Origin of the sequence: Kitasatospora sp. NPDC052868 (assembly GCF_044547105.1) — a bacterium.
Lineage (GTDB): Bacteria > Actinomycetota > Actinomycetes > Streptomycetales > Streptomycetaceae > Kitasatospora.
Map to the genome: position 1 here is coordinate 125,145 of NZ_JBITZW010000013.1, position 13,217 is coordinate 138,361.

Sequence of the window (13,217 nt, forward strand, 5' to 3'; positions counted from 1 at the left end):
TCACCAACCGGACAGGCACATCCGGTCAACTGCTCAACGCATCGAAGAGCACGCCTTGGGCCCTGGTCAGACCCCGTGCTCGGCCGGGAGGCGGCCGGCCCGGACGGCCGCGACCAGCTCGGCGTGGTCCGCCTCGGTACGGTCCGCGTACGCCACCGCGAAGGCGGCGACCGCCTCGTCCAGCTCCTCGTTCTTGCCGCAGTAGCCGCCGAGCAGGCCCGGGTCGGCGGTGTGCGCATGGGCCCGGGCCAGCAGGGCGCCGGTGATCCGGGCGTAGTCGTCCAGCTGGTCGGGGAGCAGCGCCGCCGGGTCCACGCTGCCCTTGCGGTTGCGGAACTGCCGCACCTGGTAGGGCAGTTCGTCAACAGTGGTCCAGCCCAGCAGGGTGTCGCTGACCACCTGCATGCGCTGCTGGCCGAGCACCACCCGGCGGCCCTCGTGACCGTCCTGCGCCGTCGCGGGGTAGCCCGCGCGGGCCAGGTGTGGCAGCAGGACGGAGGGGCGGGCCTCCTTGACCTGGAGGACCAGCGGCTGCTCCCGGTGGTCGGTCAGCAGGACCACGTAGGAGCGGGTGCCGACGCTGCCGGTGCCGACCACCCGGAACGCCACGTCCTGCACGTGGTAGCGGGAGAGCAGCGGGTGCAGCTCGGCGGCCACCGTGTGCACGTACGGGCCGAGTGCGGCCGCCACGGCGGCGGCCGTCGCGTCGGGCACCTCGCTGAGCACCGGCGGCGCGGCGGTGAAGCGCCAACCGCCCTCCTCGGTACGGACGGTGGACTTGGCGGCGAACCTGGCGCTGGTGTTGCCGAGCGCCTTGTTGCCGACCTTGTGCAGCACCTCGGCCAGGTCGTGCGCCTGGGCGAAGGAGACCAGCTGGTCGTCCGCGACGGCGTTCCAGGCGTCTAGCGCGGGCAGCTTCGCGAGCGCCCGCATCGTGCGGCGGTACGAGCCGGTCGCGTGGAAGGCCGCCTGCCGGGCGGTCGTCTCGTCGGCGCCGACCTCGCGGCCGGCCAGCACCAGGCTGGCGGCGAGCCGCTTGAGGTCCCACTCCCAGGGGCCGGGCACGGTCTCGTCGAAGTCGTTGATGTCCATGACCAGTTGGCCGCGGGCATCGCCGTACAGGCCGAAGTTGGCGGCGTGCGCGTCGCCGCAGAGCTGGGCGGTTATCCCGGTGGTGGGGGTGGCGGCGAGGTCGGCGGCCATCAGCCCGGCCGACCCGCGCAGGAAGGCGAACGGGGTGGCCGTCATCCGGCCGAGTCGGATCGGCACCAGGTCGGCGAGGCGGCCCGCGTTGGACGCCTCGATCGCCTCGACGGCGGTCGGGCGGTCGTCCGCGGGGACGAACTCGCCGTGCCGCGCGCGGGGCATCCGCCCGCGCAGCGCCTTGCCGCGCTCCCGGGCCCGCCCGTCGTGCCGCGGCGCGAACCCGTCCACGGCGAACCGCCGCCCGGCCGCCTGTCCGGTCACCACCGCGTCCGCCCTGGCCGCCGGCCTGTCGGACCCGTTCACCGCATCGGTCTGCTGCGTCACTGCGCCCGCCCCGTTTCCTCCGTCGTTCCGGCCCGCGCCTCACGCGGACCAGGCCCCTCGCGGGCCGCGCAGCAGGCTACCTGGCCGCTTCGGTCGACCCGCAGGGGGAGGGACGCCGGAGAGGAGGGCGCGGTTCCGCCACCGGACACGGCCTAAGGTGGCCGGGTGGACGATCTTCGGGGGACGGCCGGCATACGGATGGCCGCGGGCGCGGCGGCGGTGGCAGTGGTGGCGGCCGGGCTGGGCGTGCGGGCGCTGGCGGGCGGGGCGGTCGCCAAGTACGCGGGCGACGGGCTCTACACGGTGCTGGTGTACGCGCTGGTGGTCGCCGCCGCCCCGCGGGTGCGCCCGGTGCGCGCGGCCCTGGTGGCCGCCGCGCTGAGCTGGGCGGTCGAGCTGTTCCAGCTCACCGGCGTACCCGACGACCTCGCCCGCCGCAGCACGGCGGCCCGGCTGGTCCTCGGCTCCACCTTCAACCCGCCGGACCTGTTCTGGTACCTGGTGGGCGCGGCGCTCGCCGCCCTGGTGCACACGGCCCTGCTGCACACGGCCCTGCGACACCCGGCCGGGTCGGGCCGCCCGCGGGCTTGAGCGCCCCTGTACGACGGCTCCGGGGCCGGGCGCCATCCTCGACGGATGTACTCACTGCTCGGCTCCTGCCTGCGTTTCCTGCTGCGAGGCCTGATCGTCTCGGGGCAGATCTCGGGGTACGTCCCACCGGTGCTCGCGCCGTCGGGGAGCGGCCCGGCGCCGGGGCACCCGGAGCGGCTCTGCCCCGAGGTGCCGCTCAGCGCCGTCGAGCTGCGGCTGCGGCGCGAGCTCCGCGGTCTCGGCGACGGGCCGACGCGCCCTGAACTCTGAGTCCGGTGAGCCGGTGCCTCCTCCGCGCCCCGCCCCGCACGCCCCGACCCGGGGGGCGCACGGGGCCGGCGCGGAGCTGAGGCTCAGGCGCCCGCGGAGGCGGTGGACCGCGCCGAGGCCGGCCCCTCAAGCGGCGGCCCCTCGCGCGGCGGCTCCTCCCTGGGCGGCAGGCGTCGCAGCAGCGGCCCGGTCATCAGTGTGGTGACCAGGGCCATCACCACCATGGCGCTGAACATCCGGGTGTCGATGACCCCGAGCCGGTGGCCCACGTTCAGGATGACCAGTTCGGTGAGCCCCCGGGCGTTGAGCAGGATGCCGAGGGCGGCGGCATCGCGCCTGGTCGAACCGGTCAGCCGGGCGGCGGCGGCAGCACCGACGAACTTGCCCGCGCAGGCCGTCACCAGCACCGCGGCGACGATGGCCAGCCCGTGCAGCCCGAGGCCCGCCAGGTCGACGGACAGGCCGGTGACGGTGAAGAAGGCGGGCAGCAGCAGGAGTCCGGCCTGCTCGATGCGCTCCGGGACCTCCGGGGCGAGGACGTCGATCCGCCGGCGGGGCACCGCCGCCCCGAACATGAAGGCGCCGAACACGGCGTCCAGGCCGATCGTGCTGGTGACGTAGGCGGTGAGCAGCGTCCCCGTGACGAGCACGGCGTGGATCCACGGGCCGCCGACGGAGCGGCGGCGCTCCGGCGCCAGCAGCCAGGTCAGGCCGGGGCGCACGACGAAGGCGAGGACCAGGACGACCAGCGCCGAGTTCAGCGCCAACCTGCCCAGGGCCCAGGGGCTCTGGGACTTCACCACGGCCACCACCACGGCCAGCGCACACCAGGCGAGGAAGTCCTGGAGGGCGGCGCAGGCCAGCGACATGGCGCCGAGCGGATCCTGCTGCATCCGGCGCTCGGCGATGATCCTGGCGAGGACGGGGAACGCGGTGATGGACATCGCCGCGCCCAGGAAGAGCGCCGGTCCGAGCCAGTCGTCCGTGGTCAACTGCGATTTGTCGAACCAGGGTTGGAGCAGCACCGCGAGGCCCAGGCCGAGCGCGAAGGGCAGCGCGACGGAGCTGAGCGAGACCGCGGTCACCTGGCGTCCGGCGCCCCGCAGATGGCCGATGTCGAACTGGTAGCCGACGATGAACATGAAGAAGACCAGGCCCAGTTGGGAGAGCACCCGGAGAAAGGGCTGGACCTCGGCGGGGAACAGGACGGCGTCCAGGTGCCCGGGGAGCAGCCCGAGCAGGCTGGGCCCCAGGGCGACACCGCCGACGATCTCCCCCATCACGGCCGGCTGCCGCAGCCGGACGGCGAGCCGCCCGCAGACGAAGGCCGCGGCGAGGATGACGGCGAGGGCGACGAGCACCCCGCCCGCGGTCTGCGCCTCGGTCGGGCCGGCGGCGAGCAACTGCGGGTGCACAGGGGCGTAGGAGTCATGGGGAGGGGGGAGGGCCAGTGGGCTCATCGGGTACGACCTCTTCGTTCGGCGCCCGGCTGGGGGCGGTGGCCGTGCCGGTACGGTCGGTACCGGGTCGGGGGGAGGGCGGCGGTCATCGACCGGCGGCGAGCAGATCCGTCCGGAGCGGGACGGGCGAGGTGCCGAAGGCGATCCGGCGCAGCATCGCGCCGTAGAGCGGGGTCCTGGAGAGCAGCGCCGCCGTCCGGGGGCGGACCGTCGAGGAGAGCCGTCCGGTGGAGAGCATCATCCGGCTCTGCACCCGCTGGATCCGGGTGATCCGGTCCACCTCGGGTCGGCGCAGCGCGGTGTACGCCCGCAGCCGGTCCGCGCCCGCGTCGCCGCTGCGGACCGCCTCGACCAGCACCGGGTGGGCCGCCACGGCGTCCCGGATGGCCAGGTTGATGCCCTGGGCGCCGATCGGGCTGTGGGTGTGGGCGCTGTCGCCGATCAGGACCAGTCCGTCGCGCACCCACTCCTCGGCGCTGCCGGAGAAGACGTCGAGTAGGGAGAGGTCGCCGAAGCCGGTGATCTCCGCGCGGATCCGGTCGGCGTACTCCGGGGCGGCGCGGCACAGTTGATCGACGATGTGGCCGGCGCCCTGGTCGGCCAGTGGCCGGAATCCGCCGTGCGGGAGCGTCCAGCCGAGCTGGACCGAGTCCGAGGCCGAGAAGTAGCTGAGGACGGGGTTGCCGCCGGCCCGGAAGACCCGGACGTCCCGCGGTCCCGAGCCGGCCGGGGGCGGTGACCCGCTCAGCCGGAACCAGAGCACGTCCTGGCTGAACAGCTCCTGGCGCCGGTACCCGATGCCGGCCAGGGTGCGGACCTTGGAGAACCGGCCGTCCGCCGCGACCACGCACCGCGCCCGGATCACCCGGCCGACCGGGCCGGCCCCCTGGGTGGCGACCACGCCGCGCACCGCGCCCGCCTCCTCCACCAGCGCGGACGCCTTGGTGCCGGCCAGGTGGACGAAGCCCTCGTGGCGTTCGCAGGCGGCCAGCAGCTCGGTCAGCAGGTGGCGCTGGGGCAGGCTCAGCAGGCAGTTGTACGGTCCGGGCAGCCGCCGGTAGTCGCCGTTGATGAGGACCCGCCCGTGCTCCTCCAGCAGGAAGCGGTCGTGTTCGACGGCGCCGTGCTCCCGGGCGGGGCCGAGGACGCCCAGTTCGTCCAGCAGCGCCTGGCCGCCGGGCTGCAGGATCTCCCCGCGGTACGTCCGGTCCAGCGTGCGGCTGCGCTCCAGCAGGGTGACCCGGATGCCGGAGCGGACCAGCAGCAGGGCGAGCGTCAGCCCGGCCGGGCCGCCGCCGACCACGCAGATGTCGGTGTCGATGTCCATGCGCCCAGACCCTAGGCAGCGCCCCTCAACGGCGGTTCGCGCCGCCGCCCTGCGCCTGCCGTGGGCAGCGCGGACGCCCGCCGCCCGGGAGCTCGCCCCCGGCCGGCCGGATCGGCGGCCGCGGGTCAGGTGGACGACGGCTCGAACCCGCCGCGAGGCCGGGACCGGACGATCTGTACCGGCGGAATTCCCTGCCGTACAGGAGGTCGTCGGGCATGTCGGAGACGGACAGCAGGTCGGAGACGGGCGGGGGGAGCAGCAGTGTCAGGTGAGGACGGGCGGCGCCGTGTGGTGGTGACCGGGATGGGTGTGGTGGCGCCCGGCGAGGTCGGCACCAAGGCCTTCTGGGAGCTGCTGACGGCGGGCCGGACGGCGACCCGGACGATCTCGACGTTCGACGCGTCGCCGTTCCGGTCCCGGGTGGCCGCCGAGTGCGAATTCGATCCGGTGGCGAGCGGTCTGACGCAGCGTGAGATCCGGCAGTGGGACCGCACCGCGCAGTTCGCGGTGGTCGCGGCCCGGGAGGCGCTGGCCGACTCGGGCGTGTCGGGTCTGAACGACCCGCTGCGGACCGGGGTGATGGCGGGCACGGCGTGCGGGATGACGATCAGTCTCGACCGCGAGTTCGCCGTGGTGAGCGACGAGGGCCGCAAGCGCCTGGTCGACGACGGGCACGGGGTGCCGTACCTCTACGACTACTTCGTGCCGTCCTCGATGGCGACCGAACTGGCCTGGCTGGTGGAGGCGGAGGGCCCGGTGGGCGTGGTCTCGACCGGGTGCACCTCCGGGATCGACGTGATCGCCCACGCGTGCGACCTGATCCGCGACGGCGAGGCGGACGTGATGCTCGCCGGTGCCTCGGACGCGGCGATCTCGCCGATCACCGTGGCCTGCTTCGACGCGATCAAGGCGACCACGCCGCGCAACGACGAGCCGCAGAGCGCGTCGCGGCCGTTCGACCTGACCCGCAACGGCTTCGCCCTCGGCGAGGGCGCGGCGATGTTCGTCCTGGAGGAGCGCGAGCACGCGCGCCGCCGCGGTGCGCACATCTACGCCGAGGTCACGGGGTACGCGGGGCGCTGCAACTCCTACAGCATGACCGGGCTGCGCCTGGACGGGAACGAGATGGCCGAGGCGATCCGGGTCGCGCTCGACCGCAGCCGGATGAACCCCGAGGACATCGCGTACGTCAACGCGCACGGCTCGGCCACCAAGCAGAACGACCGGCACGAGACGGCCGCGTTCAAGAAGAGCCTGGGCGACCACGCCTACCGGGTGCCGGTCAGCTCGATCAAGTCGATGATCGGGCACTCGCTGGGCGCGGTGTGCGCTCTCGAGTTCGCGGCCAGCGCCCTGGCGATCGAGCACTCGGTGGTGCCGCCCACGGCCAACCTCCACGTGCCCGATCCCGAGTGCGATCTGGACTACGTGCCGCTGGTGGCCAGGGAGCAGCGGGTGTCCACGGTGCTGAGCGTGGCCAGCGGCTTCGGCGGCTTCCAGAGCGCGATCGTGCTGGCGGATCCGGAACGGGGTGGGGCATGAGCAGGGTGGTGGTGACCGGCATCGGCGTCGTGGCGCCGAACGGCTGGGGTGTGGAGGAGTACTGGGAGGCCACGCTGGCCGGGCGCTCGGGCCTCGGCCCGCTGACCCGCTTCGACTCGGCCGGCTACCGGGCGCACGTGGCCGGCGAGGTGAACTTCACCCCGGAGGACCACCTGCCGGGTCGGCTGCTGCCCCAGACCGACCACATGACCAGGCTGGCGCTGGTGGCCGCGCAGGAGGCCCTGGCCGACGCCGGGGCCGACCCGGCGTCGATGCCGGACTTCGCCGCCGGGGTGGTCACGGCCGCCTCGGCGGGCGGGTTCGAGTTCGGCCAGCGCGAGCTGGAGGCGCTGTGGAGCAAGGGCCCCGCCTACGTCAGCGCCTACCAGTCCTTCGCCTGGTTCTACCCGGTGAACACCGGCCAGATCTCGATCCGGCACGGCATGCGGGGCCCCGGGTCCGCGCTGGTGGCCGAACAGGCCGGCGGGCTGGACGCCCTCGCCAAGGCGCGGCGGCACGTCCGGGAGGACACCGCGCTGATGCTGGCCGGCGGGGTGGACGGCTCGATCTGCCCGTGGTCGTGGCTCTGCCTCACCCGCAGCGGCACGATCAGTGCGGAGAAGGACCCGCGGCGGGCCTTCGTCCCCTTCGACGCCGACGCCTCGGGCGGGATCCCGGGGGAGGGCGGCGCCCTGCTCGTGCTGGAGACCCCGGAGCGGGCGGTGGAGCGCGGGCAGCGCCGCCACTACGGCGAGGTCGCGGGCTATGCGGCGACCTTCGACCCGCGGCCGGGCTCCGGCCGGCCCGCCGGGCTGCGGCGGGCGATCGACGCGGCCCTGGCCGACGCCGGGGTCGGGGCGGGCGACATCGACGTGGTGTTCGCCGACGCCAGCGGGGTGGCCGAGCGGGACCGCGCGGAGGCCGAGGTACTGAGCGCGGTGTTCGGACCGCGCGGGGTGCCGGTGACGGTGCCCAAGACGATGACCGGCCGGCTGCTCGCCGGGGGCGCCCCGCTGGACGTGGCGGCGGCGCTGCTGGCCATGCGGGACTCCGTCATCCCGCCCTCCGTCCACATCGACCGCCCGGCCCACGGGGAGCTCGACCTCGTACGGGACCGGCCCCGGTCGGCCCGGCTGGGGAGCGCGCTGGTGCTCGCCCGCGGGCACGGCGGGTTCAACAGCGCGCTCGTGCTGACGAGTTGCTGACGAGTTGCTGAGCAGTCGCCGACGATCCGGCGACGATCCGGCGGCGGGAGAGCGGCGAGCCGCCGACAGCCGCAGTAGGCGGCCGAGCGCGTAGGCGAAGAAGTGACCGACGATCAACAGAACTGAGGAAACACCATGGCAGAGTTCACCCTTGACGATCTGATCAGCGCGCTGCGCGAGGCGGCGGGCAGCGACGAGGGCGTCGACCTTGACGACATCCTCGACGTGCCCTTCGAGGCCCTGGGCTACGACTCACTGGCCCTGTTCAACACCGTCAACATGATCGAGCGGGACCGCGGCGTCGCCCTTCCAGACGACGTCGTGGTCGAGGCCACCACGCCCCGGCAGCTGCTGGACGCGGTCAACCTCGGCCTCGCCAAGGCGGGTTGAGCGTGTGCGGCATCGTTGGGGCGGTCGACTACGAGGCCTCCCCCGAGCAGCGCCGCGAGCTGCTCCAGGCGATGACGGACACCATGGCCTGCCGGGGGCCGGACGCCGAGGGGCTCTGGTTCGGTCCGTGGGTCGGCTTCGGCCACCGGCGGCTGGCGGTGATCGACCCGGCGCACGGGCAGCAGCCGATGACCGCCGAGCACGAGGGCCGCAGCGCGTCGATCACCTTCGCCGGGGAGGTCTACAACTTCCGTGAGCTGCGCGCCGAGTTGATCGGGCACGGCCACCGGTTCCGGACGGCGTGCGACACCGAGGTCGTCCTGCGCGGCTACCTGCAGTGGGGCGCCGCACTGGTCGAGCGGCTGAACGGCATGTACGCCTTCGGCATCTGGGACGGGCAGGCCGAGGAGCTGCTGCTGGTCCGGGACCGGATGGGCGTCAAGCCGCTGTACTACCACCCGACCCGCACGGGCGTGCTGTTCGGCTCGGAGCCGAAGGCGATCCTGGCCGACCGGACGATACCGCGCAGGGTCGGCGCGGAGGGGCTGTGCGAGGCCCTGGACATGGTCAAGACGCCCGAGGCGGCGGTCTTCTCGGGCATGCACGAGGTCCGTCCCGGCCAGCTGGTCAGGGTGGGCCGCACCGGGGTGCGCCGGCAGACGTACTGGCGGCTGGAGGCCCGCGAGCACACCGACGACCTGCCCGCCACCATCGGGGCCGTCCGGGAGCTGCTGTCCGACACGGTCGAGCGCCAACTGGTCGCGGACGTGCCGCTGGGAGTGCTGCTCTCCGGCGGGCTCGACTCCTCGGCGGTCACCGCGCTGGCCGCCCGCTCCGGGCCGGTGCGCTCCTTCTCGGTGGACTTCCGGGGGGCGGCGGACGGCTTCGCCCCGGACGCGGTGCGGCAGGCGCCGGACGCCCCGTTCGTCCGGGACCTGGCCCGGCACGTGGGCGCGGACCACCGCGAGATCCTGCTGGACAGCCCGGAGTTGACGGATCCCGCGGTACGCGCCGCGGTGCTGCGGGCGACCGACCTGCCGCCCGCGTACTGGGGCGACATGTGGCCCTCGCTGTACCTGTTCTTCCGGGCGGTGAAACAGCACTGCACGGTGGCGCTGTCGGGCGAGGCGGCGGACGAACTGTTCGGCGGCTACCGCTGGTTCCGCAACCCGCTGGCCCTGCGCGCCGCGACCTTCCCCTGGCTCACCTCCGGTTCGGCGCGCTACTTCGGCGGCCGGTCGCTGTTCCAGCAGGGCCTGTTGGACAAGCTCGACCTGGACGGCCACCGGGCCGCCCGGTACTCCGAGGCGCTCGCCGAGGTCCCGGTGCTGCCGGGGGAGTCCGCCGAGGACCGCCGGATGCGCGAGGTCACCTATCTCAACCTGACCCGGTTCGTGCAGACCCTGCTGGACCGCAAGGACCGGATGAGCATGGCGGTCGGCCTGGAGGTCCGGGTGCCGTTCTGCGACCACCGGTTGGTGGAGTACGTGTTCAACGTGCCCTGGGAGATGAAGTCCTTCGACGGTCGGGAGAAGAGCCTGCTCCGGGCGGCTGTCTCGGACCTGCTGCCGCGCTCGGTGGTCGAACGGGTCAAGACCCCGTACCCGGCCACCCAGGACCCGGGCTACGAGGGCGTGCTGCGCGCCGAGCTCGCGGGGCTGCTGCGCGACCGGGACGCGCCGGTGCTGCCGCTGCTGGACCTCGGGCGGGCCCGGGCCCTGGTCGACCGGCCGCTGGGCGCGGTCAGCCGGCCCTACGACCGGGGCAGCCTGGAGCTGGTGCTCTGGCTCAACTCCTGGCTCCGGGAGTACGAGGTCACGCTGGACCTGTGACCTCGGCGGCGCCCGGCCCGTCCGTCACCGACGGGGGCAGCTCGTCCGCCAGGACCGCACGAAGGCCACGCAGCAGCCGCCGCGTGGCCTTCAGGTCGTCCGGGTCCAGGGCCGCGGCCAGGTGCTCCAGCCAGCGCCGCTCGGCCGGCTCCAGCCGGGCGAGCGCGTCGGCGCCCTTGGCGGTCAGCGAGACCAGCGGGGCGCGCTTGTCCGCCGGGTTGGGCGCGGTGCTGACGAGACCGTCCTCGACCAGCCGGACGACGGTCTGCTGGACGGCCTGCCGGCGCAGCCCGCGCTCCCGGGCCAGGTGGGCGGCGCTCTGCGGGCCCTCCGCCAGCAGGCCGAGCACCTGCCACCGCGCGGAGGTCAGCCCGAACCGGCCGGACAGCGCGTCGCCCGCGCGCAGCAGGGCGCCGTTGACGGCGAAGAGTTCGGTGGTGATCTCGCTCAAGGTATCGGCCGCGGGGGAGAGGTCCGTCATGGGGGCAGCCTAATCGCAGCACGCCCCCGCCGTTTCGACAAGAGCTTGTCATTCCCTCGGCCCGGCCACTACCCTCAACTCGACAAGAGCTTGTCGATTTCAATGGAGAAACAGGAATGGCTAACCTCGCCTCGCAGACCGACGAGGCCGTCGCCGACGACGACACCGGCCCGGCCGGCTTCACCCACCGCCAGATCATCACGGCGCTCTCCGGACTGCTGCTGGCCGTCCTGCTCGCCGCGCTCGACCAGACCATCGTCTCCACCGCACTGCGCACCATCGGCGACCAGCTGCACGGCCAGACCGTCCAGGCCTGGGTGATCACCGGCTACCTGGTGAGCTCCACGATCGCGATGCCGTTCTACGGCAAGCTCTCCGACATCTACGGCCGCAAGCCGCTCTACCTGGCGGCGATCGTGATCTTCATCGTCGGCTCGGCGGCCTGCGCGGCGGCGAACTCCATGGAGACCCTCGCCATCGCCCGGGTGGTCCAGGGCTTCGGCGGCGCCGGCCTGATGTCGCTGCCCACCGCCGTGATCGCCGACCTCGCCCCGGTGCGGGAGCGCGGCCGCTACTTCTCCTACCTGATGATGGCCTGGGTCGCCGCCAGCGTGCTCGGCCCGCTGGTCGGCGGGCTGTTCGCGGGCGCCGGCGAGATCCTGGGGGTGACCGGCTGGCGCTGGGCCTTCCTGATCAACGTCCCGCTCGGGCTGGTGGCGCTGCTCAGCGTGCGCAAGGCGCTCAACCTGCCGCACCAGCGGACGGACCACCCGATCGACTACCGCGGCGCCCTCTGCCTCGCGCTCGCGCTGGTGCCGCTGCTGATCGTCGCCGAGGAGGGCCTGGACTGGGGCTGGGGCTCGGCCCGCGCCCTGGTGCTGTACGCGGTCGCCGCCGTCGGCACGGTGCTGTTCGTGGTGGTGGAGCGGGCCCGCGGGCTGTCCGCCATGGTCCCGCTGCGGCTGTTCCGGCGGGGCGGCATCACGCTGGCCACCGCCGTCAACTTCACCATCGGCGTCGGCATCTTCGGCACCGTCTCCACCCTGCCGCTCTTCCTCCAGCTGGTGCAGGACCGCAGTGCCACCGTGGCGGGGCTGGTGATCATCCCGGTGATGACCGGCGCGATCCTCTCCCAGATGGTCTGCGCGAAGATCATCAAGAAGTCGAACCGCTACAAGAAGCCCGCGATCGCCGGGCTCGGCTCGATGGCCGGCGCACTGCTGAGCCTCTCCGCCGCCGGCGCCGACACCCCGCTCTGGGCGGTCGTGCTGCTCGCGGGCTGGCTCGGCCTGGGAATCGGGCTCTCGCAGACCGTCATCACGCTGGCCATCCAGAGCGCGGCGCCCAAGTCCGAGCTGGGCGTGGCCAACGCCGCCTCCGGCCTGTTCCGCCAGCTCGGCGGCACGGCGGGCGCCGCGGTGTTCATGTCGGTGCTGTTCAGCGTCGCGGCCGACCGGATCGGCGGAGCGCTCGACGGCGACGACGCCGTCCGCCGGGCGCTCTCCGACCCGGACACCACCGGCGGGCTCGCCGCGACGGCGGTCGACGCCTTCGCCTCCGGGTTCCAGACCATGTTCCTGGTCGGCGGCGTGATCCTGGCGGTCGGCTTCGTGCTCACCTTCCTCCTGCGGGAGCTGCGCGACGAGGGGTGACCACCTCCTGCGGGAGCCACGCGGCGAGGTGACCCCTGCGCGGGGCACCGGCGGACCACGGCCCGGGGCCGGCCACCACACGGTGGCCGACCTCGGGCCGTCGCACGCGCGACCCCGGCTCGAAGAGCCTCTACGAGCATGGGGACATCCCCAAGACCACCGAGAGTGGAGGACCCATGCCCCCGATACCCCTGCCCGACGAGCTGCTCGCCGACTGCGTCGACGGCCCGACCTTCCTGTCGATCATGGGAGCGCTGCCCACCGGCGTGACCGTCGTGACCACCCTGGGCCCCGACGGCGAGCCGTACGGGCTGACCTGCTCGGCGGCCTGCAGCGTCTCCAAGACGCCGCCCCTGCTGCTGGTCTGCATCCACCGGGAGAGCCGGGTGCTGCGGGCCCTCCTGGACCGCGGCGCGTTCGCGGTGAACGTGCTGCGCGGCGGCGGGGAGGACACCTCCGCGCTGTTCGCCTCGGCCCGCGGCGACCGCTTCGGCGGCGTCGAGTGGGAGCCCAGCCGGCTCGGCGGCCTGCCGACCTTCCCCGCGGACGCCGTCGCCCACGCCGAGTGCCGGGTCGCCTCGGCCCTCGACGCCGGCGACCACACCATCGTGGTCGGCGCGGTGGTGGACGGCGCCGCCCGGCCCGAGGTGCCGAGTCCGCTGATGTACTGGCGCCGCAACTACGCCCGCTGGCCGGTCGAGGAGGACCCGCGGGCGGCCGCACTGACCCTGGCCGCCGAGGGCTGAGCGACAGGCTGACGACCGCGCAGCCGGCGTACGGCAGCACACGGCAGCACGCGGCAGCGCGCGACGGCAGACGACAGCGGCGAGGGCCGCCGCCCGGGGGCGGCGGCCCCGGCGCGGGCCGGGGGGGGGGGGGGGGGGGCGGGCGGCGAAAGAATGCCCCCGCGGGGGGGTGGGGGGGGGGGGGGGGGGGC

At 74.1% G+C, this 13,217-nt stretch carries 12 protein-coding genes; 8 read left to right on the plus strand and 4 right to left on the minus strand.

The features are described 5' to 3' along the window. Positions 1–66: 66 nt before the first annotated feature. Positions 67–1,530 (minus strand): DUF2252 domain-containing protein, encoded by a 1,464-nt coding sequence (locus tag ACIGZJ_RS22855; RefSeq protein ID WP_396458945.1) that lies wholly within the window; start codon positions 1,528–1,530, stop codon positions 67–69. Positions 1,531–1,728: 198 nt separating this feature from the next. Between ACIGZJ_RS22855 and ACIGZJ_RS22860 the strand changes: the two genes are divergently transcribed. Together ACIGZJ_RS22860 and ACIGZJ_RS22865 are read left to right on the plus strand one after the other, a co-directional pair. Then, positions 1,729–2,121: a DUF2809 domain-containing protein gene (locus tag ACIGZJ_RS22860; protein ID WP_396459029.1), complete on the plus strand. Its 393-nt coding sequence runs from the start codon at positions 1,729–1,731 to the stop codon at positions 2,119–2,121. Between the two features lie 45 nt (positions 2,122–2,166). Further along, a complete protein-coding gene (locus ACIGZJ_RS22865; protein ID WP_396458946.1) occupies positions 2,167–2,391 on the plus strand; it encodes a DUF6059 family protein in 225 nt (74 codons plus the stop codon). Between the two features lie 83 nt (positions 2,392–2,474). Here the strand turns inward: ACIGZJ_RS22865 and ACIGZJ_RS22870 are convergent, their stop codons facing one another. After that, entirely contained in the window at positions 2,475–3,851 is a 1,377-nt protein-coding gene (locus ACIGZJ_RS22870) for a cation:proton antiporter (RefSeq protein ID WP_396458947.1), read from the minus strand. A gap of 85 nt (positions 3,852–3,936) precedes the next feature. Next, positions 3,937–5,178, minus strand: coding sequence for an FAD-dependent monooxygenase (locus ACIGZJ_RS22875; RefSeq protein WP_396458948.1), 1,242 nt, complete (start codon positions 5,176–5,178; stop codon positions 3,937–3,939). 261 nt (positions 5,179–5,439) lie between these two features. Between ACIGZJ_RS22875 and ACIGZJ_RS22880 the strand changes: the two genes are divergently transcribed. The 4 genes from ACIGZJ_RS22880 to asnB all read left to right on the plus strand — a co-directional run bounded on the left by ACIGZJ_RS22880 (position 5,440) and on the right by asnB (position 10,147). Further along, the gene (locus ACIGZJ_RS22880) at positions 5,440–6,720 is read left to right on the plus strand and encodes a beta-ketoacyl-[acyl-carrier-protein] synthase family protein (RefSeq protein ID WP_392939204.1); all 1,281 of its coding nucleotides are present in this window, start codon (positions 5,440–5,442) and stop codon (positions 6,718–6,720) included. Then, positions 6,717–7,925, plus strand: coding sequence for a ketosynthase chain-length factor (locus tag ACIGZJ_RS22885; RefSeq protein ID WP_396458949.1), 1,209 nt, complete (start codon positions 6,717–6,719; stop codon positions 7,923–7,925). The genes ACIGZJ_RS22880 and ACIGZJ_RS22885 overlap by 4 nt, the downstream gene beginning before the upstream one ends. A gap of 135 nt (positions 7,926–8,060) precedes the next feature. Further along, on the plus strand, positions 8,061–8,315 hold the full coding sequence (locus tag ACIGZJ_RS22890; RefSeq protein WP_387949243.1) for an acyl carrier protein: 255 nt from the start codon (positions 8,061–8,063) through the stop codon (positions 8,313–8,315). 2 nt (positions 8,316–8,317) lie between these two features. Further along, positions 8,318–10,147, plus strand: coding sequence for an asparagine synthase (glutamine-hydrolyzing) (gene asnB, locus ACIGZJ_RS22895; protein WP_396458950.1), 1,830 nt, complete (start codon positions 8,318–8,320; stop codon positions 10,145–10,147). On the opposite strand, the gene ACIGZJ_RS22900 is transcribed toward asnB, so the two are convergent. Further along, a complete protein-coding gene (locus ACIGZJ_RS22900; RefSeq protein WP_392939210.1) occupies positions 10,131–10,628 on the minus strand; it encodes a MarR family winged helix-turn-helix transcriptional regulator in 498 nt (165 codons plus the stop codon). The two genes, asnB and ACIGZJ_RS22900, sit on opposite strands and share 17 nt — an antisense overlap. A gap of 116 nt (positions 10,629–10,744) precedes the next feature. Here ACIGZJ_RS22900 and tcr3 point away from each other — a divergent pair, with 116 nt between their 5' ends. Further along, a complete protein-coding gene (tcr3, locus tag ACIGZJ_RS22905; RefSeq protein ID WP_396458951.1) occupies positions 10,745–12,280 on the plus strand; it encodes a tetracycline efflux MFS transporter Tcr3 in 1,536 nt (511 codons plus the stop codon). A 176-nt stretch (positions 12,281–12,456) separates the two neighbouring features. Continuing rightward, positions 12,457–13,026, plus strand: coding sequence for a flavin reductase family protein (locus ACIGZJ_RS22910; protein WP_392939213.1), 570 nt, complete (start codon positions 12,457–12,459; stop codon positions 13,024–13,026). The last annotated feature ends 191 nt before the right edge of the window (positions 13,027–13,217 follow it).